Origin of the sequence: Acinetobacter sp. ANC 3781, from assembly GCF_004331285.1 — a bacterium.
Lineage (GTDB): Bacteria > Pseudomonadota > Gammaproteobacteria > Pseudomonadales > Moraxellaceae > Acinetobacter.
In genome coordinates this window covers 152,462-179,057 of record NZ_SJOH01000004.1, presented here as the reverse complement: position 1 = coordinate 179,057, position 26,596 = coordinate 152,462, and the positions used below count along the sequence as shown (strand labels likewise).

Below are 26,596 nucleotides of genomic sequence, written 5' to 3'. Positions count from 1 at the left end.
TCCTAAATAAAAAAATAAATTATAGCCCTATAGTTATGCAGTCATTTGCATCGAATTTCAATATCAAAATGATGTTTTTTTTACATAATCTTTCATATGTTCAAGCTTAAGCCAATTCTTCACTTAAGCTCATGGCTTCACTTAATGCTTCATGTAAGCGTGCTACAGAAATGATCTGCACATTTGGAATCGGTTTTTGTGGCGCATTGCCTCTTGGCAAAATAATGTATTTAAAACCATGCTTAACGGCTTCTTTTAAACGTTCCTGGCCATTCGGCACAGGGCGAATTTCACCCGATAGTCCAACTTCACCAAACACCGCTAGCTGCTGAGGTAATGCTTTACCACGCAAGCTTGAAGCACAAGCCAGTAAAACAGCCAAGTCAGAACCAGTTTCGGTAATTTTTAAACCACCGACCACATTGACGTAGACATCTTGTCCGGCAGTTTGGACGCCACCGTGACGGTGCATCACCGCAAGCAACATATTCAGCCGGTTTTGATCTAAACCTAAGGCTACACGACGCGGTTGGCCATGTGCATCATCTACCAAAGCTTGTACTTCAACCAGGAGTGGGCGAGTGCCTTCGCGGCTAATCATCACAATCGAACCGGGAATGGCTTCATCATAACGACTTAAGAAAATAGCGGACGGATTGGAAACTTCACGCAAGCCTTTCTCGGTCATGCCGAACACGCCCAACTCATTGACTGCACCAAAACGGTTTTTCACCGCACGAATCATGCGATAACGTGAGTCAGACTGACCTTCAAAATACAATACGCAATCGACCATGTGCTCTAAAACACGTGGACCCGCTAAAGCACCTTCTTTGGTCACATGCCCCACAAGAAATAATGAGGTGCCACTATTTTTAGCAAAACGGGTCAGTAATGCGGCAGATTCACGAATTTGAGATACACCACCCGGTGCAGATTGCAGAGTTTCAGTGTAAAGCGTTTGAATCGAATCGAGGATGGCAACGGCAGGACGTACTTGCGCCAAGACTTCACAAATGCGTTCCACACAGGTTTCCGCCATGACTTGAAGATGGTCTGTCGGTAACTCTAAACGGTGGGCACGCAATGCCACTTGCGAAAGTGATTCCTCACCGGTGACATAAAGCGCAGAACTTTTTGCAGATGCCATATGAGTGGCAGTTTGTAAAAGAATCGTGGATTTACCAATTCCCGGGTCACCGCCAATCAGCACCACAGAACCGGTCACCAGGCCACCGCCCAGAACACGGTCAAATTCACTAATGCCAGTTGCTAAGCGTGATTCATGTGAAACGGAAACTTTATTTAAAGTAGTAATAGTTGCCGCTTGACCTGCATATCCACCTATTTTCGGTTGTGCGCGATGGCTCACGGTTGGCTCAACACGGACTTCAGTCAGACTATTCCATTCACCGCAATCTGTACATTGACCCGCCCATTTAGGGTGGTCAGCTCCACATTGTTCGCAACGGTACACAGTTTTGACTTTGCTCATTGAAGTATTATCTATATAAATAAGAAGATTGAGGAGAAATGTAGCAATAGCTGTATAGAAATACAATTTTTTGCATAAAATTTGGCCATTCTTAATCTTGGCACGTAAACTGCTAAATCTAAGGGAAATGAACTGAGGAACATAAAAGGGATTGAATTTGAATGAAAAAGCGACAGAAACACACTTAGGCTTGAAAAATATTAAATAATCGCTCAAAAACTTTATTTATTTTTTTTAATTTGAGCTACTTTTATCACACGAAATTTGAGAGACGAAAATAACAATGTCAAATGAAAACCATAGTTCATCTGCTGCAGATGGTGAGCTTCAACGAAGTCTGTCGAATCGGCATTTGCAACTTATTGCGATTGGCGGGGCGATTGGTACAGGCTTATTCATGGGCTCGGGTAAAACCATCAGCTTGGCCGGTCCTTCAATTCTGATCATTTATATGATTATTGGTTTTATGGTTTTTTTGGTCATGCGTGCGCTTGGCGAACTGTTACTGTCTAACCTGCAATATAAGTCTTTTATTGATTTTGCCACAGATTTAATTGGTCCATGGGCGGGTTATTTTGTTGGATGGACCTATTGGCTGTGCTGGATCACCATCGGTATTGCTGACTTATCTGCAATTATTTATTACCTTCAATTCTTTAATGGAGGGCTGCCGTTTACACCTGGAGAAGGGGTAATGATCAGTGTGGCAGCCATCATCTTTATTATGGGCTTGAATCTGGTTACCGTTAAATTATTCGGTGAATTAGAGTTCTGGTTTGCCTTGATCAAGATTATTGCCATTGTGGTACTGATTGCTGTCGGTTTATGGATGATCTTTACCGGATTCACTTCAACTGCAGGTGAAGTAGCGTCATTTACCCATCTCTGGTCACATGACGGGATTTTCCCCACCGGAGTATCCGGGTTTCTGGCAGGCTTCCAGATTGCGATATTTGCCTTTGTTGGGGTAGAACTGGTCGGTACAACTGCAGCTGAAACCAAAGATCCAGAGCGTAACTTACCTAAAGCGGTTAACTCAATTCCGATTCGTATCATCATTTTCTATGTATTGGCATTGGTGATTGTAATGTCGGTGACGCCATGGAATAAAATTGATCCAACCATCAGTCCTTTTGTAAACCTGTTTAGCCAAGCAGGCATTGCAGCAGCAGCGATTATCATGAATCTGGTGGTGTTGTCTTCAGTCATGTCATCCATGAACAGTGGGGTATTCTCGACTAGCCGGATGCTATTCGGTTTGTCACGTGAAGAACAAGGTCCAAAGGCATTCGGGCATTTAAACAAACGTGCGGTTCCAGCGAATGCCTTGTATTTCTCTGCGGTGTGTTTACTTCTGGGTGCTGCACTTCAGTATTTTGTACCAAACACCGTTGAAGCCTTTACTCTGGCAACCACGCTTTCCACCATTTTGTTCATCTGTGTATGGTTGATGATTATCTGGAGTTATATTGTTTACTATAAAACCCGTCCAGAACTGCATGCCAAGTCAACCTTTAAATTACCGGGTGGATTATTTACCTGCTGGCTGGTGATCATCTTCTTTATTGGCATGATTTACGTCTTGTCCTTAGAAGCAGATACCATGAAAGCGCTGATGGTAAGTCCAATCTGGTTCATTATTTTGATTATTGGTTACTTTGGTTTCTACAAACCGAAACATAAATAAGCCCTTTGTTTGTGAAAACGCCAGTTTGAAACTGGCGTTTTTTTTTAACTAGCGATAATCTCTAGCGTTTAGCCCTTTGGTCACGGCGGTGATCGAGTTATACTTCTTCGAAAATATAGGATAGGTGGTCAGATGCGTCTTGTCATTTGCTACATCAGTTTATTGGCAACAGCTTTTGCCTTGGTCGGTTGTGGTCAATCCGGAGCTTTACAGTTACCGAATGATCAGAATTACGACAAGCGTTCGAAATATTTGTTATATCCCAATGTCGATTCAAAACAGCAATCTTCGGCTAAGGAGGAAGCAGCTCCGGTACAAGAGCTTCCTGCTTCATCTGCTGAAACAAATTAATTTTCAATATCTAAACGCGTCATCGAAAGGATAGATTCATGAGTTTTACCCGCATTAATGGGGTTCTGCACGCAGAGCAATGTTCGTTGCAACAACTTGCGCAGCAATTTGGCACGCCACTTTATGTTTATTCAAAAGCCACTTTTGAAAAGCATTATCTCGATATGGATCGTGCATTTAGCTTTATCGATCATCAAATTTGTTTCGCGGTAAAGTCGAACTCTAATATTGCGGTATTGAATGTACTGGCAAAGCTGGGTGCAGGTTTTGATATTGTCACTGGCGGTGAACTTGCACGCGTGCTTAAAGCGGGCGGTGAGGCAGCTAAAATTGTGTTCTCTGGCTTGGGTAAATCAGAAGCGGACATTAAAAAAGCCTTGGAAGTCGGAATTGCCTGCTTTAACGTTGAATCCTATGCCGAACTGGATCGCATTCAAAAAGTGGCAGCTAAACTGGGTAAAAAAGCCCCGATTTCTCTACGGGTCAATCCAGATGTCGATGCCAAAACCCATCCTTATATTTCGACGGGCTTAAAAGAAAATAAATTTGGTATTCCCTCGGACAGCGTATTTGAAACCTATCAATATGCAGCATCTTTACCAAATCTGGACGTGGTCGGTATCGACTGTCACATTGGTTCACAACTAACAGAAACGCAACCCTTCGTAGATGCGCTTGATCGCGTGATCATGATGATCGCAAAATTGAAAGAACTCGGTATTAATCTAAAACACATCGACATCGGCGGTGGTTTGGGGGTGACTTATAAAGATGAAACTCCGCCAACCGTTGTCGAATATGCCAATGCGTTGAAACCGGCTTTAGAAAAACTCGGTTTAAAAGTGTATATGGAGCCGGGGCGCAGCATTTCCGCCAATGCGGGTATCTTGCTGACTAAAGTTGATTTGTTGAAACCGACCAATCACCGTAACTTCGCCATTATTGATGCGGCAATGAATGACCTGATTCGTCCTGCTTTGTATGAAGCGTGGATGGATATTCAGGAAGTGACTCCGCGTTCTGACGTTGAAGCCAAAGAGTGGGATGTGGTGGGGGCAATTTGTGAAACCGGTGACTTTTTAGGTAAAGAGCGCAAGCTTGCCCTTCAAGAAAATGATGTGCTTGCGGTATTGGGTGCAGGTGCATACGGTTTTGTAATGAGCTCGAACTACAATAGTCGAGGTCGTGCTGCTGAAGTAATGGTTGATGGTGATCAGGCCCACTTAATTCGTGAGCGTGAAAGCATTGAATCATTATGGGATAAAGAGCGTTTATTGCCTTAAGGAGTAATGCAGGATGTTTTTAGAATTTACTAAAATGCATGGTCTGGGCAATGACTTCATGGTGGTTGATCTGATCAGCCAGCGCGCTTACCTAGATACCATGACTATTCAGCGCTTGGCCGATCGTCATTTTGGGATTGGTTTTGATCAGCTGCTTATTGTTGAACCACCCGATTTACCCAATGTTGATTTCAAATATCGTATCTTTAATGCGGATGGTTCTGAAGTCGAGCAATGTGGTAATGGAGTTCGCTGTTTTGCACGTTTTGTGCATGAACGTCAGTTGACCACGAAAACCAAAATTAAAGTACAAACCAAAGCCGGTATAGTTGAGCCTGAGCTGGGTCAGAATGGCTGGGTTCGAGTGAATATGGGCTATCCAAAATTCTTGCCGAACCAGATTCCATTCCTTGCTGATGAGCCTGAAAATTTGTACAGCTTAGAGTTGGCCAATGATGAGAGTATTATCATTGATGTGGTGAACATGGGTAATCCGCATGCAGTAACCATTGTTCCAGATGTGCTTAGGGCTGATGTTGCTGGCATGGGGCCTCAAATTGAAGCACATGAGCGTTTTCCACAACGCGTCAATGCCGGTTTTATGCAAATTGTTGATCAAAATCATGCGCGTTTACGTGTGTTTGAACGTGGTGTAGGCGAAACGTTGGCATGTGGCACAGGTGCTTGTGCAGCTGCTATTTCAGGCATGCGCCGTGGCTTGCTTGCTAATACGGTAGAAATTGAACTTGCCGGCGGCAAGTTGCAAATTGAATGGAAAGAGGGCGATGTGGTCTGGATGACCGGTCCAACTGCAAATGTCTATGAAGGCCGTATTGATTTAAGTTTTTACCAACAATAAAGCCGATGGTTTGACTGAAAAAGCACTGTCAGCATGATGGTGCTTTTTTATTTATGGAATGATTGATTATGCAAAAAGCTATGAAACCGCTAGAATCAAAATGAAAAAGCGTATCCTGGGATCTGCTTGAGCATTGAATATAAGACTCGTTAAACATGAATAATATAATCGCCGTTGATAGCACCGATTAAATACAGTGAGAAAAAACGTGATTGATCCTGAGATGCAGATACGTGCTCCTGCTGAATTATTGCTGATGTGGCTAAAAGAAAGACAAATTCAAAATCAGTCCAAACATACTTTGCAGGCCTATGAGCGTGATGTTTCGGATTTTTTAAATTTTTGTGAAATCAAAAAACTCAATCTGGCAGATGTTGAATCAACCGATCTGCGTGAATATCTGGCACAAAAAGTTGAGCAGCAGCAACTGAGTTCCAGCAGTTTGCAACGTCTTTTGTCTTCTATTCGTCAATTCATGAAATGGGCGGAGCAAGGGCAATATCTGGCTTTTAATCCTGCCGATGATTTTCAGTTGAAACGTTTGCCTAGGCCGCTACCCGGTATGCTGGATATTGAAACCATCAATCAAATTTTAGATCAATCCAAACCTGAAAAACTAGTCGAACAACAAATGTGGTTACGCGATAAAGCGATCTTGGAATTGCTTTATTCTAGTGGTTTGCGACTGGCGGAAGTACAAGGCTTGCGTATTAAAGATATCGATTTTAATCGGCAGCTTTTACGCATCACCGGTAAAGGCAATAAAACCCGGGTGGTGCCTTTTGGTTCTAAAGCCAAAGATGCGGTAATGTTGTGGTTGCAAATTTATCCTTTATGGAATGGTGACTTTGTCCCTGACGCCAATGTGTTTATTACTCAAAAGGGCAATCCGCTTGGCGCAAGACAAATTGAAAACCGGGTTAAATTACAAGCGCAACGTGCCGGAGTAAATGTCGATTTGCATCCACATTTATTGCGTCATTGTTTTGCCAGTCATATGTTGTCAAATAGTCGAGATTTGCGCGCGGTTCAAGAAATGTTAGGGCATAGCAATTTAACCACAACGCAAATCTATACGCATGTTGATTTTGACCATTTGGCGCAAGTCTATGATCAGGCACATCCGCGGGCGCAACTCAAGAAAATGTAATAGATATTTAAAGATAGCTAAATTTTGTCTCAACGTGATTTTAAATTTTTTAAGTCTTAGCATATAAATTAATGAAACTTAAATACATCTATAGCTAGTATTGCGGAATATTATGGACATTTTAAACTATTGTAGAATAATAAAAAGCCAATTTATCAGGTATAAAAATCAAGTATAAATATGAACTAGATGGCATGACTAATGCAAAGTTATGACTAATGCCAAGTCATGAAATTATTTATTGTTTTAGTGGGTATTACACCAAGTTTGGAAGTTAAAAATGATAGGGAAAAAAATGATTTCAAATATTCAAGAAAAGTATGATCGACTGAGTACCGAGCAAAAAGAGATTTTTGCAGGCTATGGTCTGCGTCAGGTGAAGCATTTTGTGGAAATAAGTTTGCCTACTATTGAGCCATCTTTACCTGAAAACACCCATGTCCAAGGCATCAATGTAGAAGGTAAGGTGCAGGCGTTCAATGCAGAAACGCAACAAGGCTATATCTGGATTTCAGACTTGCAGTGGCAAGAGCGGCCGGTGGCTACAGTGGGTGTGGATTTAAAACAGGACTTTTTAGAGGTGTGGGAAATATTTAATCTTCAGGAATACGATTTAATTGATTTGAGCCATATTCACCGTGATTTTTTACAACATTATCATGTTTAATTTGATGTTTTAGCCTGCCTGAATAAAATAGTATTTATTTGATAAAGCACAGGTCTTTGCAAGAGGTTACTGTTCTCTAAAGCAGGGTAAGTGAAGTGGTTTTTAAGTTGCATGCTTAAACCTTGCATGACAGCGTGGACTTTGATGTTTTGTACTGCAGTGAATACACAACCACTGGGTTGAGCTTGAGTGAATCAAAAGCAAATTTTAAACAAGCGGTCGCAGCTTCGGTCGTAAAACTATTACTCTCCCAATATTTCTGCTCAAGTCGCTAAATACTTTCGATGCAGGGCGAAAAGGTAAATTGACTGGGCTGAGCAGGTAATGCTGTGAAGTCAATAAAATCCCCTACCTTTTTAATTCGACCGCACAGAACTTCCCACCTTGAGTTTCGATAATCCTTTAAAATTTATGCACTAGCGCATTACTTGGTTCCCGATTTAAACAATCGGAAAATAACGCATCATTTCAGTGCTAGAGTTCAGTACATAAAACGACTTGAGATCAGAATCTTGCCATATTTTTAAAATTAAATACGATGTCTCAAGCTGTTTTAAAGATCATCCAGGGGAAGCTGGAAACTCTGTTTAATAATCTGACTGGGTAAATCCGTTTTAACACTGGTAATGCCATTTTTTTTAGTTAGATGTGTCGACTGGAATTTACGGTAACTTTCCAGATCAGGCACTACGACTTTTAGCATGGCATCACTTTCCCCCAAAATAATGTAGCACTCCATCACCTGGGGCAACTCTTTCATCGCCTCAATAAAAGTGTCAATGGTTTCGGCGTCCTGACCGACCAGCCAGATGCGCGAAAATAAGATCAGCTGAAAGCCAATTTTTTGTTGATCGACAATTGTGGTGTAATTCTGAATCACGCCTGCATCTTCCAGTAATTTTACCCGGCGCAAACAGGATGAAGGTGATAGCCCAATTTCACGCGCAAGATCATTATTCTGAATACGGCCATTGGCTTGCAGATAACGAATGATATTTTTATCAATTCGATCAAGTTTTACCCGCACAGACTTAGTGGATATTTTCATAAATTAGAATAATATTCGAAAAATAATTAGAATTATAGAATAATTTGAAATCCTATTTTGTAGTATTTATTCGATACTAATTTTCACTTTCAAGACATGGAAAGGGAAAAGGAAATGTCTTTATTTGCACTGTTCGCCTTAACGGTTATCCCACTTATTTTTACACCTGGACCAGATATGCTATTTATCCTGTCACAAGTGATGGGAAAAGATGCAAAAGCAGGCATGATGGCAACTGTAGGGATATGTCTGGGGTATTTGGTGCATTCTGTTTTGGTGGCGCTCGGTATTGCAGCCATCATTGTTTCCTTCCCGCTGTTATTTGAAACCATTCGCTGGATCGGGATTGCTTATCTATTATTTTTGGCCTTTGGTTTACTCAAGTCGGTTTTCAGCAATAAAAAATTGGCGATTGAAAACACAAGCACATCGAACCCGATTCAAAAAGGTTTTTTTACCGCTTTACTGAATCCAAAGGGTATATTGATTTATTTTGCGATTTTACCGCAGTTTATTAATAAAAGCGGTGATACGGTAACTCAAGGTTTGATTCTATCGTTTATTTTTATCGGATTAATCTTTGTGGTGTATTGTAGTTTAAGCTTAATTTTTGCCAAAATTACCCAAAAGACCCAGATTGATGAACGTAAACAAAAATGGATTGATGGCGGTTCGGGTAGTTTGCTCATGCTTGCTGCAACCTGGTTAATCATTCAATAACACGCTGATGAAAAGCATGCCACCGTGGCATGCTTTTTAAGTAGCAGCAAATTTGTAGATTAAAAGTAATTTATTACAAGTTTATTCTAAAAAATGATCGTTTTTGCTACAGATATAGCAGGAAAAAGCTTCCTATCTGTCTTAAATGACAGTTTAAAACCTGGTCAGGTAGGCATCAAGGCCAAGCTCCTGTAGCTATAAAACAATTGAAAACAAGAATTAAATCAGAACTTTTGATGATGTTAATCAAATAAAAACACAATAAGAATCAATAATTAAAAAATAAATAAATATTGAGAGAATTCATCTTAATAAAAATACTTCAAAAAAATATGAACGCTTAGTTCAAGTAATTTTACGCATTTTTACAGCTCTTTCGATAATTGTGACTTGACCGAAATGCCATACGCATTGCAAGATAGGGCACCTAAAAATTTTAAGTGAAGAGTTATTATAACTTTTCTCAATATTTACTTTTGCTGAAACAGCCGAGGATTACATGAAGGCTCTTGTTGCTGTAAAACGTGTGGTTGATGCCAACGTTAAAGTTCGCGTTAAACCGGACAATAGTGGGGTAGACCTGACTAACGTTAAAATGTCGATCAACCCATTCTGTGAAATCGCAGTGGAAGAAGCGGTTCGTTTAAAAGAAAAAGGAACAGTTTCAGAAATCGTTGTGGTTTCTATCGGTCCTAAAGAAGCGCAAGAACAAATCCGTTCTGCCATGGCGCTGGGTGCGGATCGCGGTATCCTGGTAGAAACTGCTGATGAGATTGGTGCACTTGAAGTGGCTAAAATCCTGAAAGGCATTGTAGAACAAGAAAAACCGGAACTGATCCTTCTGGGTAAGCAAGCCATTGATGACGACTCGAATCAGGTCGGTCAGATGCTGGGTGCTTTACTGGGCGCGGGTCAAGGTACATTTGCTTCTGTCGTGAATGTTGCTGGCGATAAAGTTCAGGTTACCCGTGAAGTGGACGGTGGTTTACAAACGGTTGAACTGAACCTGCCTGCCATTATTACCACGGACTTGCGTTTGAACGAGCCACGTTATGCGGCACTTCCAAACATTATGAAAGCGCGTAAAAAACCGCTTGATGTGAAGTCTCCTGCGGATTATGGCGTTTCAGCGACCACCAAACTTAAAACAGTGAAAGTTGAGCCACCAGCAGAACGTAAAGCTGGCGTACAAGTGAAATCTGTGGACGAGCTTGTTGAAAAACTTAAAAACGAAGCGAAAGTGATCTAATACAGAAGGATAATATCATGAGTATTTTAGTTATCGCTGAGCACGACAATAAAGCACTAAACGGTGCAACTTTAAACGTTGTTGCTGCAGCTCAAAAAATCGGTGGTGATATCACTGTATTGGTTGCGGGTTCTGGCGCTCAGGCCGTTGCAGATCAGGCAGCTCAAGTGGCAGGCGTAAGCAAGGTATTGCTTGCTGACAACGCGGCTTATGCACACCAGTTGGCTGAAAACGTAGCGAAACTTGTTGCCGAGTTAGGCAAAGGTTATTCACATATCCTGGCTGCATCTACCTCAAATGGTAAAAACGTATTGCCACGTGCGGCTGCACTTCTTGATGTCAGCATGATCACGGATATCATTGCTGTTGAAAGCCCAACGACTTTCAAACGTCCGATCTATGCCGGTAACGCCATTGCAACGGTTGAATCTTCGGAATCTGTTGTGGTTGCCACGGTTCGTGGGACTGCATTTGATCCTGTTGCGACCACAGGCGGTTCTGCAGCAGTCGAAGCGGTTGCTGACGTTCAGGATGCGGGCATCTCTACGTTTATTTCTGAAGAGATTGTGAAATCTGAACGCCCAGAATTAACCGCTGCGCGTATTGTGGTGTCGGGTGGTCGTGGTGTGGGTTCGGGTGAGAACTATCACAAGATCCTTGATCCACTGGCGGACAAGCTCGGTGCTGCTCAAGGGGCATCACGTGCCGCAGTGGATGCAGGTTTTGTACCTAACGACATGCAAGTCGGTCAAACTGGTAAAATCGTTGCACCTGACCTGTACATCGCGGTTGGTATTTCTGGTGCGATCCAGCATTTGGCCGGGATGAAAGACTCTAAAGTGATCGTTGCGATCAACAAGGATGAAGAAGCGCCAATTAATGCTGTTGCGGATTACTGGTTAGTCGGTGACTTGAACGCGGTAATTCCTGAATTGGTTTCTAAAATCTAATTCCTGAGTTACGTTCAAAAAAACGCTCTTGGCTTCCAAGGGCGTTTTTTATTATTAAAATTTTCAACAAAATCATGAGTGATTAAGTCGACTGGGGGCTTAAACTAAATCATGAATGATTAAGCAAAAATTATTATTTTCAAAACTACCGAGCTCTTTCTTCAACCCATTTAATTTCTCTCATTAAGATAAAAATAAAGAAAGTAAAATATTTACGAAATAAGTCTACCTTTAAACTTATGCTATTCCAATGTAATGAAAGGGATGTATTGATAGGTGACTCATCATTAATTTTCCATGAGGATAGATGAGTAGAAAGAACCCTAAAAGAGCACAAAATAAGGGACTAATGGACTGTCTTGATTTAAATTAAACAGTACGAAAAAATGAACTAATTCACATAAAAATCAGACAAATAAAAAAGATTAAAAAATAAACGATAAATTCAAGAAAATTAACAAGATTAAGAGGCTTGATAAGAGACAAAAACAACAGAATTTATGCTATAATTTACGGCTGTATTTAGACTTTAACTCAGCTTGTTTTGAGTTAATTTTTTGCTAGATTGATTATATAAAACGAGCAGTCCCAAATACTGTTTGTAATAAGGAGTATGCATGAGCCTATCGGAAATCCGACCGATTGCCATTGAGGATGAACTCAAAAGCTCATATCTCGACTATGCCATGAGTGTTATTGTTTCTCGTGCATTACCAGACGTGCGAGATGGCTTAAAACCGGTGCATCGTCGTGTGCTTTTCGCTATGCACGAGTTAGGCAATGACTACAACAAAGCGTATAAAAAGTCTGCCCGTGTGGTGGGTGACGTAATCGGTAAATATCACCCGCATGGTGACTCCGCTGTTTACGAAACCATTGTTCGTATGGCACAAGAATTTAGCTTGCGTTATCAATTGGTCGATGGTCAGGGTAACTTTGGTTCTGTGGATGGCGATAGCGCTGCGGCAATGCGTTATACCGAAGTACGTATGCGTAAGTTGACCCATGAACTTTTGGCTGACTTGGAAAAAGATACAGTCGAATGGGAAGACAACTACGACGGTTCTGAGCGTATTCCTCAAGTTATGCCGACCCGTGTACCCAACTTATTGATTAACGGTGTTACCGGTATTGCGGTGGGTATGGCGACCAATATGGCGCCGCACAACATGACTGAAGTTGTGAATGCCTGCCTAGCTTATGCCAATGATCCTAATATCAGCATCGAAGGTTTGATGCAGCATATTTCTGGTCCGGATTTCCCTACAGGCGGTATTATTTACGGCAAATCGGGTATTGTGGATGCTTACCGTACCGGTAAAGGCCGTTTGCATATTCGTGGTAAATATCACTTCGAAGAAGATCCGAAGAATGGTCGTACCACCATCGTATTTACTGAAATTCCTTACCAGGTCAATAAAGCAAAAACCATCGAACGTATTGCTGAACTGGTTAAAGAGAAAAAACTTGAGGGAATCTCGGAACTTCGTGACGAGTCTGATAAAGACGGCATGCGTATTGCAATTGACCTGAAGCGTGGCGAAAACGCTGAAGTGATTGTAAATAACCTGTTCCAGAACACTCAACTTGAAAACTCTTTTAGCATCAACATGGTCTGCCTGGACAACGGTCAGCCGAAATTGATGAACTTAAAAGATATCATTGCAGCGTTTATCCGTCACCGTCAAGAAGTGGTCACACGTCGTACCATGTACGAGTTACGCAAAGCGCGTGAACGTGGTCATATCTTGGAAGGTTTGACGGTTGCTCTGGCAAATATTGATACCATTATCGAAACCATCAAAACTTCTGCCAATCCGGCTGAGGCGCGTGAGCGTTTACAAGCGGGTGAGTGGTCTGCTGGTGGTGTGGTTGCATTGCTTGAAAAAGCCGGTTCAGTTTCTGTACGTCCTGAAATTATTGAAGGCGAAGACCTGTCTAAGCCGTATGGGTTTGATGGTGGTATTTACCGTCTTTCACCAACGCAAGTCAATGCGATTATGGAATTACGTCTACATCGCTTAACCGGTCTTGAACAAGACAAGTTGCATGCTGAATATTCTGAAATTTTAGCGCAACTTGCTGAATATACTGCCATTTTGAATGACTTTAATTTGTTGATGAATGTGATTCGTGAAGAGTTGGCACTTATTATTCAGCAATATGGTGATGGACGTAAAACATCTATTGTTGAATCACGTATCGATTTCTCTCGTGAAGATTTAATTCCTGAAGAGCAAATGGTACTGACTGTTTCTAAAACAGGTTATGCGAAAACTCAACCATTGTCTGATTATACTGCTCAGCGTCGTGGTGGTCGTGGTAAGTCTGCAACTTCAATGAAAACTGATGATTACATTCAGCACCTGATTGTGACATCGAACCATGCGACAGTTCTATGCTTTACCAATGTCGGTAAAGTTTATCGTCTGAAAGTATACGAAGTGCCACAAGCGTCTCGTGGTGCAAAAGGTCGCCCAATGGTGAACTTGTTGCCGCTAGATGCCAATGAAACCATTACAGCAATTCTGCCTGTAATTGATGCACCGAAGAAATTTAAAGACCGTCTGGTCGATTTCCAGGCATTTGTAAAAGCCAATGCTGCGAAACTTCAAGAAAATGAAGTCATCAATTCGCATTTTGCTGAACTTGAAGCGGCCTTAGCCGAGCTTGAAGATGGTGCAGATGACTTGTCTGATGCATTACGTATTCAATTGAAACAATTGGGTCTTGAGCTTTCTACGACTGATCTGGACGATGAAATCATTATTGATTTTGCACAGCAAGCTGAAGCAGTTCGTAAAAACTTCTATGTGTTTATGGCGACCGAGTACGGTACGATTAAACGGGTAGAGCTTGAACAGTTCTCGAATGTTCGTTCAAATGGTTTACGTGCGATTGAGCTGAATGGCGACGATACCTTAATTGGTGTTGCGATTACCGATGGCGAACAGCAAATCATGTTGTTCTCGAATGAAGGTAAAGCAATTCGTTTCGCAGAAACTGATGTTCGTTCAATGGGTCGTTCTGCCAAAGGTGTACGCGGTATGCGCGTGACCATCGGTGCAGCAGCGCTGCTTGAAGATGCAGAAGCTGAGGTGGATTCAGATGATGAAGATAGTTCAGATTCGGCATTAATCAGCCGTATCGTATCACTGGTGGTTGTACCGGAAACTGGCGAAGTGTTGTGTGCATGTGCCAACGGTTACGGTAAACGTACCCCGGTGGGCGAATTCCCAACCAAAAAACGTGGTGGTAAAGGTGTGATTGCAATTAAAACATCTGAACGTAACGGTGAATTGGTCGGTGCAGTATCCATTGATGAAAGCAAAGAACTGATGTTGATTTCTGATGGTGGTACGATGGTTCGTACACGTGCTTCAGAAGTTGCTACCACAGGTCGTAATGCACAAGGCGTTCGTCTAATCCGTTTAGGCAATGAAGAAGTCTTGGTTGGTGTTGTTTCAGTTGAAGCTGTTGAAGAAGAAGAGTTTATTGAAGAAGTTGAAGGCGAAGAAGTGATTGCCACTGAAGCTTTGATTGATTCTGAAACTTTGGTTGATGATGAAACGATTGCTGATGAAGCTGAAACTGAATCGGATTTAAGAGATTCTGACGAAGAATAAGTTTTTGCAGTAATAAAAAAGGACGCTTCGGCGTCCTTTTTTAATGGTTATTAAAATCAAGAAACAGTATTTCTTTTAAAATTATCATCGTTACTACAATAATCTAAACAATCTTTGAGGATACCTACAGCACGATAGATGTGTTCAGGTTTATCTAAATAAACTTGTCCATTCGCTTGTACCTCTAGCCCTGCACGAGATAATTCAAGTTTTCGTTGATCATCAATAGGAACAACAAATTGAATCGTTGGTCGTTTACGATTTACATCGTATCTAAATAACCAGCGATTATTTTTATTTTGAAAGAGAATGGAATAATAACTTTCGGTATCTTTAGCTGCTAATTCTGTTTCGGGGAATAGCTCATTAACAATACGGTAAAGATCTTGCTCATCTTTAGTCGTCACAATTTTTTCATTATCAGGATGAATAATATCAGCAGATTCATTACTAGTTATTGGTTCTTCAATCTTTATAGGTGCGGGTTCTATAGATTTTGCAGTAATAATGGTAGGCGAGGATAACCCTTTAACCACCGTATCACTGATGGCTTGTTCAACTGCTTGCTTTACAAAGGGTTGAATCATTTCAAGAAATTTAGTATTTAATTGACGCTGAATATTTGCTTGCTGGGCGACATAACGAACAAAATCTAGATCAACCTCATTAATACTTTTCTTTATCACTGTTTTAAATTGTTGGATATATTGATTTTCTTCAGCAAAAAAACGCAATTTTTCAACATGAAAATTATCATGTTTAAATTCTGCTAGCTGTACCAATTCTTCAGCTTTATGTTTGGTAAAATCAACAGTAAGAAATGGTTTTTCATCCATGACATTGGTATTGATTAAATCAGTAAAGAAACGCCATTCTTTACCATTGGTAATTGCGCCGATTGTAACGCCCAAACTACTGTTGAAATAACGAGATAATTGTGGGGCATGGTTAGTTAGATTTGCCACATAGGATTTTGCTTCAATGAACATAACAGGTTGTCCATTACAATATAAAGCATAATCAACTCTTTCTGTGGATTTGACGCCTGGAAAGTCAGCAGCAAATTCTGCCAATACTTTGGTTGGGTCATAAGGGCTAAAGCCCAGAATATCTAAGAGCGGTAAAATTAACGCTTGTTTTGTTGTTTCCTCAGTAGAGCAGTGTTCCCCAACACGTTTAACATGGTCTATATGGTTTTGAAGCTTATTTATAAAATTTTCCATATATATCCTTCTATGAATTGTTATTGATTATGATTTAACCAGTATTCACTTTTTTACTTTAATTTTCAATTATTAAAATCAAAGAAAAGATTGTGTAAAAAATAGGCTGATTTTAAGTTTAAGCAACCTCTTACTAATTTCAGCGCATAAAAAAAGGAAGCCTAAACTTCCTTTTTTGATTTTTATGAATTAGGCAGCCTGTTTCATTTCAATTTGATAATCTTTTTGTTTTTCAGCATCAAATTGACCTTCCCATTTACTGATTACAAGAACAGCCAACGAGTTACCAATTACATTTAATACTGTACGTGCCATATCTAAAATACGGTCAATACCGGCAATAAATGCCAAACCTTCAAGCGGAATACCTACACTGCCCAAGGTTGCCAACAGCACCACAAAAGATACACCTGGAACACCTGCAATTCCTTTAGAGGTAATCATTAAGGTCAGCACCAAAATAATTTGCTGAGTCATACTCAAGTCAATACCGTAAAGTTGCGCAATGAAAATAGCCGCAATACTTTGATATAAGGTCGAACCATCCAGGTTAAATGAATAACCGATTGGAATCACGAAACTGGTAATCGACTTAGGTGCACCGTACGCTTCCATTTTTTCCATGATACGTGGTAAGACCGTTTCAGAACTGGCAGTGGAATAGGACAGAATCAGTTCATCTTTCAGAATTTTAATAATTTCCCAAATGCTGAAACCACAGAATTTAGCAACAAGTCCTAAAATGACAAAGATGAAGAAGAAAATAGCACCATAAACTAAAACAGCCAACTTCACTAATGGAAGAAGGGAGCTAAAACCAAAGTTCGCAACGGTTACCGCAATCAAGCCAAATACACCAAAAGGTGCAAACAGCATAATCATATGCGTCACTTTGAACATGGTTTCGGAAACTGCATGCAACACATCAATCAGTGGTTTTCTGGTCTCTTTAGCCAACGACCCCAAGCCAATACCGAAGATCACAGAGAAGAAAATGATTGGCAGCATATGCCCATCAGTCAGTGATCCAAAAATATTAGAAGGAATTAGAGACAAAATGGTATTAACCAGACCATGAGAATGGCTACTCACTTCTTGTGTGGTTTGCTGATATTGAGAAATGTCAGTTTGTGTCAAACTCGACATATCAATCCCGGCACCCGGCTGGAACACATTTGCTGCAACGAGACCAACAATAATTGCAACTGTGGTAATAATTTCAAAATAAACAATGGTTTTGAAACCGAGCTTACCTACATTTTGACCATGACTTGCATTGGCAATACCTAAAATCAGCATTGAAACTACAAGTGGAATGACAATCATTTTAATCAAATTAATAAAGATTGAACCCAAAGGACTCAGCAGATTATTAACCAGAGTTTCACGATATTCGGGAGAATAGTGTAGAAAAGAGCCTACAAGCGCACCTAAAATGAGCGCAATAACGATTTGCCAAGCAAGACTAATCTTAATCTTCTTCATGCTAAGCCCTTAAAATTAAATATTTAAAGAAAAAAATGCTGTAATAACGCTGTCAACATCCTAAAGACATGTTAGTAGAAGCATGGGAATGAATCATATAAAAAATATTCATGGAATATGAATAAAGGGCTATTTTGCATTGATTACCGTATGCAATCTAACATTTTTTCTTCACAATTCGCTCAATAGGCTAAAAAACTTTCAGTTTTAGTTGGAAATTCGATCTATTTGTTAAGTTTTATTTACTAATCTTATGCAATATAGCGCTAGATCATGATTTTTTATGGGCATAAGTCAGTCGGAAATATCCCCAAGCCAATAATATGGCTGCAACGGTCGCCAGATAAATCAGTTTAGGGATCACGATATTTAAAGGCACACCCATTTGGTTCAACTGAATAAACATTTGAATACCTTGGGTCGAGGGTAAAATGTTTCCGAGCCATTGCATCCACTCGGGCATGGCTGAATGTGGCCATGCTGTCCCTGAGAGTAAAAACAGCGGAATAGATGTAAATACAATCACATGGCCTGCGCGTTCAGGCATATCAAAATATGATGCAATCAGCATGGTTAGACCAATCACGCAACTGATAAAAATGGGTACGCCAATCAGCATACCGAAGAAATTTCCACCATGTGGATAATCATAAAACCAAAAAGTAAAACCAAATAAATAGAAGCAACCTAAGCAGCCAATGGTTAAAATGGCACTAAAGATCGCAAAAAATTCAGTCTTGCTGGGTCGCCAGTTTTGCAGTCGATAGCCTGCAATCAGCATACTTAAACCTAAAACAATGGTCTGATGAATAATTAAGGGGGCAATGGCGGGGAAAATATAACTGCCATAACCGGATATAGTGTTGAATAAAGGAATTTGATGTACGGAAAGCGCAGGGGTGAAATGCGAAATATTACCAAATTTTTGCATCTGTTCCGCAATCGCATTTTCAATGGAGGTCGCAAGCCCTAAACCAATCTGTTTGGTTCTTAAAAAATAGGCTGCGCTTAAATATAAACCAACGCCTCCGACTTCTCCACGACGAACACTGTTGGATAAATTTTCTGGCAAAAGCAAAATACCATCTGCTTGCTGGGTCTTCACCATCATTTCCGCTTCAGCAAAATTACCTGTGACGGCCTTGATTTTCACATTCGGGTTTTTCGAAACTTCGCCAATGATTTTTGATGTGATCAGACTTTGTTCCTCATCCACAATCACAATTGGTAAGGACTCGGCATGTTCGGCTTTATAGGCGGTGGGATAGAAGAAGCTATACAAAATGACCGATAAAACCAAGGTGGTAAAGATCGAGCTATTACGCACAATATCTTTAAAGGTTTTGAAATAAAAGTATAGAAAGTCTTTGGTGCTATTTTTCATGCTTTAACTCCCTTTAAATATTTACTGAGGAAGAAATAGGCAGTACCAAAATAGAACAGACAATAAATAGCTAATACCGCAAGCGGTAATAAAGAAATAGATACAGGACTGCTAATCACCCATTGTTGCGTTTGTAATTTTGCATAAGGAGTGTAAGGAATAATATTGGCCCAGAATTGAGTAAACAGTGGTGCATTGTTTAAAGGTAAAGTAACTCCGGCAAAACTTAGGGAAGAGCCACCATATACTGCAATGAAACCGAAAGATTTGGCTAAGTCACGCGTGGCTAAAACCACTGTACTACTCATAAATGCATAAGCACTATAAAAGAGAAACTGTCCGAGTAGAATGAGCCATAACTGACCTGCAACAAACCAGCCACGGATTTCAATCAGCCAGAACATCCATACCCATGTCCATGCGGTAAAAATCAGCACATAGGTTAAATTTTTGGATAACAATGCCTTGAAAATACTGGACTGGTTGAGCCATTGTCCGGTGGTGTTTAATTTCAGCTCTTGTCCAACTGCAAAAGCCACACAGCAACACAGCAATAAATGCAAAATTGCAGGAATCATAAATGGTTCAAGGTAAAACTCGTAACTTAACCCCGGATTATATAAAGGGGATATCTTGACATGGGGTGTTGGGGCAGCCAGATAAGGAATTTTATTTTCCAGATAATTGTGTCCGGTAAAATCGGTCATTGCCTGTACGGTACTAACCAGCATCGCAGAGGAAATTGAATTCCCAACACTAAAATAGCTTTGATTGAAGGCAATACTGATTTCGGCATCTTTGGCTTGAACCAGTCGTTGTTCAGCCCCAGCCGGAATAGAAATATAGCCCCAAATTTTAGTTTGATTGAGTAGCTTTTCGATGTCATCGGGGCTTTGCGAAACGACTGCAACTTCTAAAGCGGTATTATGACTGACATATTTTTCAATATTTCGGCTGAGTTCACTTTGATCTTGGTCAATGATTGCAATCGGTAAATGTTCTGGCTTTCCTTGAGAAAACATACTGCTAAACAACACGATCATACATAAAGGGGCCAGTGTGGCTAAGCACAAGTCCCATCTATTGTTCAGTAAATAGCGCAGTTCACGCAGCATGCCAGACCACATTATTTTGACTCTTTAATTTTAAACAGCACACTCATGCCCACTTTTAAATCTGCAATTGGTTGTACCGGAGTTAAATGAACTTTAAAGCTGCGAATGTCATATCCACCGGTTTGGCGCGTGGTTTTAATGGTGGCAAATTCACCTTCCGCATCTATGTTTTTAATTTTAAAAGTGGCAGTTTGATTTAAGGCCGGAATAAAACCGTCTATGGTTTTGCTTTTATAAATTTGGGCATATAGGTCTTCACGGACATTCACACTGATCCATAAATCATCATCCTGAATAATGCTGACGACAGGCACACCCATCGCCACCAATTCAGAGGCTTTGCCGTAGGTTTTAGATACGGTGCCATTAATTGGGGAAAGCAATTGGGTTTCAGCTTCCAAGGCATTGGCCTCGTTAACTGCCGCTTTGGCAATATCGACCTGGGCATTGGCTGAAGATTTTTGTTCAGGTGTGCTGCCACGTTTTGCACGTATGTATTGTTGATAGGCTGCTTCAGTCATTTGACTGGCTGAAACCGCTGCGGCCTGCATTTCATCACGACGCTGCCGGGAAATCACACCTTCTTTAAACAAAGTTGCTCCACGTTGATATGTGGTTTGAGCCAACGCCTGTTGCGCTTTCAGGCTTTGCCAGTTGGCATGCAATGTGTCAATATTTTCCTGTTGTGAACCACGGTCGGCTGTTGATTGCAGCGCTAAAGCAGATTGCAAAGAAGCCAGAGCTTGCTGTTTTTTTGCTTCAATTTCAGGGCTGAATAAACGTACCAGTTGCTGGCCCTTTTTAACTTTATCGCCATCATGCACATAAACCTCTTCAATACGGCTCGGCACTTTGGTACTGACATGAATGGTTTCCGCTTCAACCCGACCTTGCAGTTCAACTTGTTGCGGTTGATAGCTTTTCCATAAACCGAAAGCAATTAAGCCGAATAGTAGAATCAGAATGGTGATGCCGACAACTTTAATCACCGCTGACTTTTTTGTATTTAAGGTAGGATCTTCACTGGTCGGAGCTTGTTCTGAATAACTGAAAAATTCATGATCTACATGGCTTTGCTGTTCGACAGTTTTTTGCGTATCTGCGTTACTGCTTTGAGCTGAGGTATCTGTAGAGCTTCCGTCCGATGAGGTGTTTTCTACATCTTGATCAGACTTTTTTTGATCTTGATTCATATTTTTCCCCGGCAAAAATTAACGGATATAGTAAGTTTGAGCTTGATTGACATAGCTTTGGAATTGATTAATTGAGCCATGACTTTGTAATAAAGTTGCAAGTGACATCACATACTTATAAGCATTTAGCGCCATTTCACTTTTTAAACCGCTCAAAGTATTTTGTGCATCAATGACTTGGGTAGCCGTGCCCATATCTTCTTTAAAAGACAGGGTTTGAATACGCAGGCTTTCTTGAGCAGCTTTCATGTTTTGCTGTAGCAACTGATGACTTTGCTGTGCGGTAGTCACTTCGCTATACGATTTATAAATAATATTTTCAATTTCCTGCTTGCTGCGTTCCGTCATCAATTCAGAAGCATAGCGCTGTAATTCGGCAGCCTGAATATTTTTATTTTTATCGACCCCTGAAAACAGGTTGTAGCGTGCGACTACACCGACAATCCAGTTTTGCTTTTCATCCAGGCTGTATTCCCCAAAGGCAAAAAGATTGGGCTTTTTCGCTGCATTTTGGGCTTTGACATTGGCATTGGCCAGTTGGGTATCCATTTGCATTTTACGAATTAATGAAGATTGATCCTGATAAGTTTTCAGCAAGGTACTTAATGATTGGCTTTTTATAGAATTTACAAAGAGAGGGGTGCTGAGCTCCGTAATCTGGCTGCTTTGCAACAAATTATTCAGTTGAAAAAGACTCGATCTGAGACTGGCTTCTGCATTTTGATAGCTGCGTTCAGCATTGTTTTTTGCCACTTCAAACTGCATGCGCTGACCTTTGCTAATAAAACCTTGATTTTCCAGTTTTAGCGCATTGTTATAGTGGGTTTGCATGGCATCAAAATTGAAACGGCTTGAATCGAGTAATTGTTTTTGCAGTTGTGCATTGAAGTAAGCCTGAATCAGTTCAAAGCGTTGTATGTCTTGTTGTTGCTGAGTATTAAGCTGGCTGCGCTGTGCTTTAATACTGGCCACTTCCTTAGCGCTGGAAGTCATTCCACCGGTATAAAGCGGCATCAATACTGAAACTGTAGGGCGGATCACCTGATCTTCCAAAATCACATTGGCTGAATCGGGAAATAGACCCACGCCGCTATGAATGGTTTGATTAAGACCTTGTTTTAAAGGATCAGCTATTCCTGAAGGAAGGTTTTCTTGATTAATACGATCATTGATGCCTTGAGAGAGCGTTTGTTCCAGATTGTTTTTAAATGAATCGAGCGGAATATCCACTTCATTATGAAATGCATAAGCCCGTACATTTAAATCGACCCGTGGCAGCCCTAAACCTTTTACTGCTTCTGCTTCAAGTTTTGAAGCCTGTTGTAAGGCTAGATTGGCTTGAGTGCTATATGAATCCGTTAAAACCGATTGTTCAGCTTGTGCATAACTAATATTTTGAGCCAATACTGTTGTTGTATAAAAAGTCGAACTAGACAATAAAGTAATTTTAATCAGTATTTTGATGGTCTGGTCTATATTTTTTTGTGCCCATGTCAAATTCAGTAACATCGATTCAGCTCTCAACATTGTTGTAACAAATTATACATCGCTTGAAAATAAGATGTCTTTATCGTTAGTAACTGTATTGTTTAATATGCATTTGTATATTAAGCACTATTTATTTTTCAGATCAGAATGGTTTTTCACAATACTGCGATAAAAAATATAGTTATCGCATAAAAAGAAATCTAAATATAGACAAAATAGAGCGCTTTGAATTGATTTCTCGTCTTAGTGCTTTTAGTAAAGTCCTTCAAGTCCTCTATACATTATCAGTATCTTGAAATCTTAATAAAACATGCAAATCGACTTGGATTAATCAAGCATTTGTAAACTGGTCATGGGCAGCAGGTTGGATGAGCCAATTTGAAGATGATGCAATTGGGTTACATGCTCGACTGGTTAAGTGGTGACGCGTAAAGTTATCCTTTAGAAATCTTTAAATTGCCAAGAAGATTAATTTAATTTTTAGCTACATTTATTTATGTCGTGATTCTGAGTCCAGCTTTAATTGTTCCTAGAGTCAGGCATTTAATCGTGGGTGAAGTATTTATTAAGATCATTAAAACGAAAAGAACAACAGCTCTTTATTGAACTTTTGACTTTAAATGTCCGATAGCATTGAAATATTTTCAGGATAATTTACTGCAAGCACAGGCTATCTGTGGTTAAATGCCGTTATTTTATTGTGTTTCACTTTGAAAGGAAAAATCATGCGCGCGTACAATTTCTGTGCTGGTCCTGCTGCATTACCGACTGCCGTTTTAGAAAAAGCCCAAGCTGAAATGCTCGATTGGCATGGCAAAGGTCTTTCGATCATGGAAATGAGTCACCGTAGTAGCGACTATGTGGCTGTGGCAGAAAAAGCAGAAGCTGATTTACGCAAATTGATGAACATTCCGGAGAACTATAAAGTATTGTTCTTGCAGGGCGGTGCTTCACTTCAATTTTCTGCAATTCCTTTAAACCTTTTAGGCAAAAATAATAAAGCAGATTATATCCATACCGGAATCTGGTCTGAAAAAGCACTTAAAGAAGCACAACGCTATGGCGAGATCAATGTCGTTGAAGCGGGCACAACTATTAATGGTAAATTAGCGATTACGGATCAAAGCCAGTGGAACTTATCTGACGATGCGGCTTATGTGCATTATGCAGATAACGAAACCATCGGCGGTCTTCAGTTTTCAGGTATTCCTGAAGTAAAGGCACCATTGGTATCTGATTTATCTTCAAGCATTCTTTCTGCTCCGATTGATGTGTCTAAATTTGGTTTAATCTATGCAGGCGCGCAAAAGAATATTGGTCCTGCTGGCTTAACTCTAGTGATTATTCGTGAAGACTTGCTTGATCAAGCGAAAGCTGAAACCCCAAGTATCTTGAAGTATTCAGCGCAAGCGAAGAATGATTCTATGGTCAACACGCCATCAACCTATGCTTGGTATTTGTCTGGTTTGGTATTTGAATGGTTACTTGAAAATGGCGGAGTAGATGCCATGCATAAAGTAAATCTGGAGAAAGCTAAATTGCTTTATGGCTATATTGATTCAAGCGATTTTTATGCAAACCCTATTGCAGAACAAAACCGTTCCATCATGAATGTGCCATTCACTTTGGCAAATGCTGATCTAGATAAATTGTTTTTGAAAGAGGCTGAACAAAATCATCTTCTTAATTTGGCAGGTCACCGTTCAGTTGGGGGGATGCGGGCAAGTATTTATAACGCCGTACCTTTAGAAGGTGTACAAGCTTTAGTGAACTTTATGGATGACTTTGCAAAACGCAATGCTTAAGCCCTAAAGTTAAAAAAGCCCGTCACATGATGGGCTTTTTATTGATTAATTTTTTGTTGTTGAAACACGTCTGTTGAAAGTCAGATATTAAAATAAGCTTAAAGAATAAAGTGATGCAAAATATAGGCAGACATAAACATGCCTAACATAAAAAATAGACATGAAGTAGAGTCTAACTGGAAACGTTTTTCAAGTTGATGTTCAACTTGTTGTATATTTTCTTCTTGCACGATTTTCATGGAAAGCTCTATTCCGATTTATTTATCGTTAATTCCTATTTGTAATTTGCATTTTTAGCATAAAAATTTGATTAAATAAAGTACTAAATAAAAATATGTAATTAAAATATTTATTTTATCGACATAAATATCTCATTTATTTCTCACTTCTTATCAACCAAGACAAGAGGGGGATAAAAGTCTAGGAATTAATCACTAAAATATAATCGGGAGCGTATTTTTTCAAATATAAAAATTTGAATTTAAATTGTAGATAAGTATGCTTTAAATTGAATTCAAAAAGGTTAAATATAATATTGGACTGTGGGTAAACCTAAAATTAATTTGCAATGAAATAATAAGAAACTCATATAAAAACAGCAGCTAAATCGTAAGGGTAATCATCACAATATTAAGCTGCTGTTTAGAACTAATTATTTTTTAGAATAAATATTCACTTGAATCCACAGATTGCCTCGAATAAATTGACCAATCTGAAAATCTTTATCGGCCGCGTTCTTGGTTGCAATACGGATTAAAGTGGCTTCCTGATTTTCATCATGAATTAAGGCCACATCATAAAGAGTGTAGTCCTGATCCATAAAGGACATTGAGGTTTTACCGACAATATTACCTTGGAACCATGCTTCATCTTCCTGTCCCATATTTTCGCCATAAAGATAGGCGACCATTTTGGAAAAATCGACCGTCACAGGTTCTTTGTCATCTTCCGATTTAGGTTCCCAAGCATCAATCTGTTCTTGTAAATTTGGTGGTGCAATGCCGTCATTGGCTGCTAAAATATCGTTTAAAGCACGGTGATGCTTGATTGAAGCAGGATCATCGACTACCAATTGTTCATGGTCCGAAACCGCTTCCAGTTCATAAGCCCAAGCATTTAACTGGGCAAGATAAGTTTGACCTTTTTCATAGTGTGCATGGTTAACGCTATAGAGCGTATCAAAAGCATAAACAATGGTATTGTCACCCAAGTTTAAGCGTAAAACAGCCTGTGTATTTGATTTACAGCTAATGATTCGTTCAATTATGGCATCAACTTTATAGGGGCCTTCGAAACTTGGAAATGCAGTTTTCACAGCTTGTGGCTTGTTATTTTCAACTGCAATAACTTGATTTAATTGCACTGCTGCTTTTTTGGGTCCTTGAATTAGCCATACTGTTTCGTCCATGTCACATTCTTCGGCACATAAACCCATAGGCATAATTGGTGCATTTAACGCCAAACCAAGCCACTTCGGCACATCTGTAGTTGGATGGTCTGTCAGTAAATTCCAGTGTTCGACATGGCTGCCAAAGTTTTGATCTTCAATGGTGATAATTTCTGGTCTATTTTGATTTTTCATATTCACAATTGATGTTGGGTTATATTTGTATATTAAATCGAGGGTTATTTTGAAATTTCAAGTCATTTGACTAAATTTAACCATCAAATGATGAGAAATGGGTTAAATATCCAGTGAAAGAAAGCTCTGGAAATAGAAAAGAAGCTTAAAAATGAGTTTATCTTATTCAGCTTCACAGTGAGCAATTCACTAAATGGATTTATCCATCATTTTGTCACACGAATTTGTTAAACAAT

At 40.0% G+C, this 26,596-nt stretch carries 21 protein-coding genes; 11 read left to right on the top strand and 10 right to left on the bottom strand.

Annotation, left to right across the window (positions count from 1 at the left end):
• Positions 1-106: 106 nt before the first annotated feature.
• Positions 107-1,495 (bottom strand): DNA repair protein RadA, encoded by a 1,389-nt coding sequence (gene radA, locus E0H89_RS04805; RefSeq protein WP_131214969.1) that lies wholly within the window; start codon positions 1,493-1,495, stop codon positions 107-109.
• 283 nt (positions 1,496-1,778) lie between these two features.
• Here radA and E0H89_RS04800 point away from each other — a divergent pair, with 283 nt between their 5' ends.
• From E0H89_RS04800 to E0H89_RS04775, 6 genes are all read left to right on the top strand, one after another.
• Positions 1,779-3,182: an amino acid permease gene (locus E0H89_RS04800; protein WP_131214966.1), complete on the top strand. Its 1,404-nt coding sequence runs from the start codon at positions 1,779-1,781 to the stop codon at positions 3,180-3,182.
• A gap of 132 nt (positions 3,183-3,314) precedes the next feature.
• Entirely contained in the window at positions 3,315-3,533 is a 219-nt protein-coding gene (gene lptM, locus E0H89_RS04795; RefSeq protein ID WP_131214964.1) for an LPS translocon maturation chaperone LptM, read from the top strand.
• Positions 3,534-3,571: 38 nt separating this feature from the next.
• Positions 3,572-4,816 (top strand): diaminopimelate decarboxylase, encoded by a 1,245-nt coding sequence (lysA, locus tag E0H89_RS04790; protein ID WP_131214962.1) that lies wholly within the window; start codon positions 3,572-3,574, stop codon positions 4,814-4,816.
• 13 nt (positions 4,817-4,829) lie between these two features.
• The gene (gene dapF / locus E0H89_RS04785; protein ID WP_131214960.1) at positions 4,830-5,675 is read left to right on the top strand and encodes a diaminopimelate epimerase; all 846 of its coding nucleotides are present in this window, start codon (positions 4,830-4,832) and stop codon (positions 5,673-5,675) included.
• Positions 5,676-5,931: 256 nt separating this feature from the next.
• Positions 5,932-6,825 (top strand): site-specific tyrosine recombinase/integron integrase, encoded by an 894-nt coding sequence (xerA, locus tag E0H89_RS04780; protein ID WP_165494023.1) that lies wholly within the window; start codon positions 5,932-5,934, stop codon positions 6,823-6,825.
• Positions 6,826-7,120: 295 nt separating this feature from the next.
• A complete protein-coding gene (locus E0H89_RS04775; protein ID WP_131214958.1) occupies positions 7,121-7,492 on the top strand; it encodes a hypothetical protein in 372 nt (123 codons plus the stop codon).
• A 553-nt stretch (positions 7,493-8,045) separates the two neighbouring features.
• Here the strand turns inward: E0H89_RS04775 and E0H89_RS04770 are convergent.
• A complete protein-coding gene (locus tag E0H89_RS04770) occupies positions 8,046-8,540 on the bottom strand; it encodes an Lrp/AsnC family transcriptional regulator (protein ID WP_131214956.1) in 495 nt (164 codons plus the stop codon).
• 114 nt (positions 8,541-8,654) lie between these two features.
• Between E0H89_RS04770 and E0H89_RS04765 the strand changes: the two genes are divergently transcribed.
• The 4 genes from E0H89_RS04765 to gyrA all read left to right on the top strand — a co-directional run bounded on the left by E0H89_RS04765 (position 8,655) and on the right by gyrA (position 15,085).
• Positions 8,655-9,260, top strand: a complete 606-nt coding sequence (locus E0H89_RS04765; RefSeq protein WP_131214954.1) for a LysE family translocator — start codon at positions 8,655-8,657, stop codon at positions 9,258-9,260.
• Positions 9,261-9,759: 499 nt separating this feature from the next.
• On the top strand, positions 9,760-10,509 hold the full coding sequence (locus E0H89_RS04760; RefSeq protein WP_131214952.1) for an electron transfer flavoprotein subunit beta/FixA family protein: 750 nt from the start codon (positions 9,760-9,762) through the stop codon (positions 10,507-10,509).
• 17 nt (positions 10,510-10,526) lie between these two features.
• Positions 10,527-11,459: an FAD-binding protein gene (locus E0H89_RS04755; RefSeq protein WP_131214950.1), complete on the top strand. Its 933-nt coding sequence runs from the start codon at positions 10,527-10,529 to the stop codon at positions 11,457-11,459.
• Positions 11,460-12,076: 617 nt separating this feature from the next.
• Complete coding sequence (gene gyrA / locus E0H89_RS04750) at positions 12,077-15,085, top strand: DNA gyrase subunit A (RefSeq protein ID WP_131214949.1); 3,009 nt, start codon at positions 12,077-12,079, stop codon at positions 15,083-15,085.
• Between the two features lie 56 nt (positions 15,086-15,141).
• On the opposite strand, the gene E0H89_RS04745 is transcribed toward gyrA, so the two are convergent.
• The 6 genes from E0H89_RS04745 to E0H89_RS04720 all read right to left on the bottom strand — a co-directional run bounded on the left by E0H89_RS04745 (position 15,142) and on the right by E0H89_RS04720 (position 22,994).
• On the bottom strand, positions 15,142-16,308 hold the full coding sequence (locus E0H89_RS04745) for a type I restriction endonuclease (RefSeq protein ID WP_131214947.1): 1,167 nt from the start codon (positions 16,306-16,308) through the stop codon (positions 15,142-15,144).
• A gap of 189 nt (positions 16,309-16,497) precedes the next feature.
• Entirely contained in the window at positions 16,498-17,793 is a 1,296-nt protein-coding gene (gltP, locus tag E0H89_RS04740) for a glutamate/aspartate:proton symporter GltP (RefSeq protein WP_131214945.1), read from the bottom strand.
• A 271-nt stretch (positions 17,794-18,064) separates the two neighbouring features.
• Positions 18,065-19,177, bottom strand: a complete 1,113-nt coding sequence (locus E0H89_RS04735; protein WP_131214944.1) for an ABC transporter permease — start codon at positions 19,175-19,177, stop codon at positions 18,065-18,067.
• Entirely contained in the window at positions 19,174-20,304 is a 1,131-nt protein-coding gene (locus E0H89_RS04730) for an ABC transporter permease (RefSeq protein ID WP_131214942.1), read from the bottom strand. Before E0H89_RS04730 ends, E0H89_RS04735 begins: the two co-directional genes overlap by 4 nt.
• Complete coding sequence (locus E0H89_RS04725) at positions 20,304-21,485, bottom strand: HlyD family secretion protein (protein ID WP_131214940.1); 1,182 nt, start codon at positions 21,483-21,485, stop codon at positions 20,304-20,306. Before E0H89_RS04725 ends, E0H89_RS04730 begins: the two co-directional genes overlap by 1 nt.
• Positions 21,486-21,503: 18 nt before the next feature.
• Positions 21,504-22,994, bottom strand: a complete 1,491-nt coding sequence (locus E0H89_RS04720; protein ID WP_131214938.1) for a TolC family protein — start codon at positions 22,992-22,994, stop codon at positions 21,504-21,506.
• Positions 22,995-23,698: 704 nt separating this feature from the next.
• Between E0H89_RS04720 and serC the strand changes: the two genes are divergently transcribed.
• The gene (serC, locus tag E0H89_RS04715; protein ID WP_131214936.1) at positions 23,699-24,778 is read left to right on the top strand and encodes a 3-phosphoserine/phosphohydroxythreonine transaminase; all 1,080 of its coding nucleotides are present in this window, start codon (positions 23,699-23,701) and stop codon (positions 24,776-24,778) included.
• Positions 24,779-24,876: 98 nt separating this feature from the next.
• Here serC and E0H89_RS16430 read toward each other — a convergent pair whose 3' ends face one another.
• The gene (locus E0H89_RS16430) at positions 24,877-25,017 is read right to left on the bottom strand and encodes a hypothetical protein (RefSeq protein ID WP_165494019.1); all 141 of its coding nucleotides are present in this window, start codon (positions 25,015-25,017) and stop codon (positions 24,877-24,879) included.
• Between the two features lie 413 nt (positions 25,018-25,430).
• Positions 25,431-26,360, bottom strand: a complete 930-nt coding sequence (locus E0H89_RS04710; protein WP_131214933.1) for a hypothetical protein — start codon at positions 26,358-26,360, stop codon at positions 25,431-25,433.
• Positions 26,361-26,596 lie beyond the last annotated feature (236 nt).

What these genes read in the sequence shown, in the direction of transcription:
- gltP (WP_131214945.1), bottom strand. Translation starts at nt 17,793, where the DNA reads ATGAAGAAGATTAAGATTAGTCTTGCTTGGCAAATCGTTATTGCGCTC.
- radA (WP_131214969.1), bottom strand. Translation starts at nt 1,495, where the DNA reads ATGAGCAAAGTCAAAACTGTGTACCGTTGCGAACAATGTGGAGCTGAC.
- E0H89_RS04745 (WP_131214947.1), bottom strand. Translation starts at nt 16,308, where the DNA reads ATGGAAAATTTTATAAATAAGCTTCAAAACCATATAGACCATGTTAAA.
- E0H89_RS04725 (WP_131214940.1), bottom strand. Translation starts at nt 21,485, where the DNA reads ATGAATCAAGATCAAAAAAAGTCTGATCAAGATGTAGAAAACACCTCA.
- E0H89_RS04770 (WP_131214956.1), bottom strand. Translation starts at nt 8,540, where the DNA reads ATGAAAATATCCACTAAGTCTGTGCGGGTAAAACTTGATCGAATTGAT.
- lptM (WP_131214964.1), top strand. Translation starts at nt 3,315, where the DNA reads ATGCGTCTTGTCATTTGCTACATCAGTTTATTGGCAACAGCTTTTGCC.
- E0H89_RS04720 (WP_131214938.1), bottom strand. Translation starts at nt 22,994, where the DNA reads ATGTTACTGAATTTGACATGGGCACAAAAAAATATAGACCAGACCATC.
- E0H89_RS04710 (WP_131214933.1), bottom strand. Translation starts at nt 26,360, where the DNA reads ATGAAAAATCAAAATAGACCAGAAATTATCACCATTGAAGATCAAAAC.
- lysA (WP_131214962.1), top strand. Translation starts at nt 3,572, where the DNA reads ATGAGTTTTACCCGCATTAATGGGGTTCTGCACGCAGAGCAATGTTCG.
- E0H89_RS04800 (WP_131214966.1), top strand. Translation starts at nt 1,779, where the DNA reads ATGTCAAATGAAAACCATAGTTCATCTGCTGCAGATGGTGAGCTTCAA.
- E0H89_RS04730 (WP_131214942.1), bottom strand. Translation starts at nt 20,304, where the DNA reads ATGTGGTCTGGCATGCTGCGTGAACTGCGCTATTTACTGAACAATAGA.
- xerA (WP_165494023.1), top strand. Translation starts at nt 5,932, where the DNA reads ATGTGGCTAAAAGAAAGACAAATTCAAAATCAGTCCAAACATACTTTG.
- E0H89_RS04775 (WP_131214958.1), top strand. Translation starts at nt 7,121, where the DNA reads ATGATTTCAAATATTCAAGAAAAGTATGATCGACTGAGTACCGAGCAA.
- E0H89_RS04760 (WP_131214952.1), top strand. Translation starts at nt 9,760, where the DNA reads ATGAAGGCTCTTGTTGCTGTAAAACGTGTGGTTGATGCCAACGTTAAA.
- dapF (WP_131214960.1), top strand. Translation starts at nt 4,830, where the DNA reads ATGTTTTTAGAATTTACTAAAATGCATGGTCTGGGCAATGACTTCATG.
- serC (WP_131214936.1), top strand. Translation starts at nt 23,699, where the DNA reads ATGCGCGCGTACAATTTCTGTGCTGGTCCTGCTGCATTACCGACTGCC.
- E0H89_RS04765 (WP_131214954.1), top strand. Translation starts at nt 8,655, where the DNA reads ATGTCTTTATTTGCACTGTTCGCCTTAACGGTTATCCCACTTATTTTT.
- gyrA (WP_131214949.1), top strand. Translation starts at nt 12,077, where the DNA reads ATGAGCCTATCGGAAATCCGACCGATTGCCATTGAGGATGAACTCAAA.
- E0H89_RS04735 (WP_131214944.1), bottom strand. Translation starts at nt 19,177, where the DNA reads ATGAAAAATAGCACCAAAGACTTTCTATACTTTTATTTCAAAACCTTT.
- E0H89_RS04755 (WP_131214950.1), top strand. Translation starts at nt 10,527, where the DNA reads ATGAGTATTTTAGTTATCGCTGAGCACGACAATAAAGCACTAAACGGT.
- E0H89_RS16430 (WP_165494019.1), bottom strand. Translation starts at nt 25,017, where the DNA reads ATGAAAATCGTGCAAGAAGAAAATATACAACAAGTTGAACATCAACTT.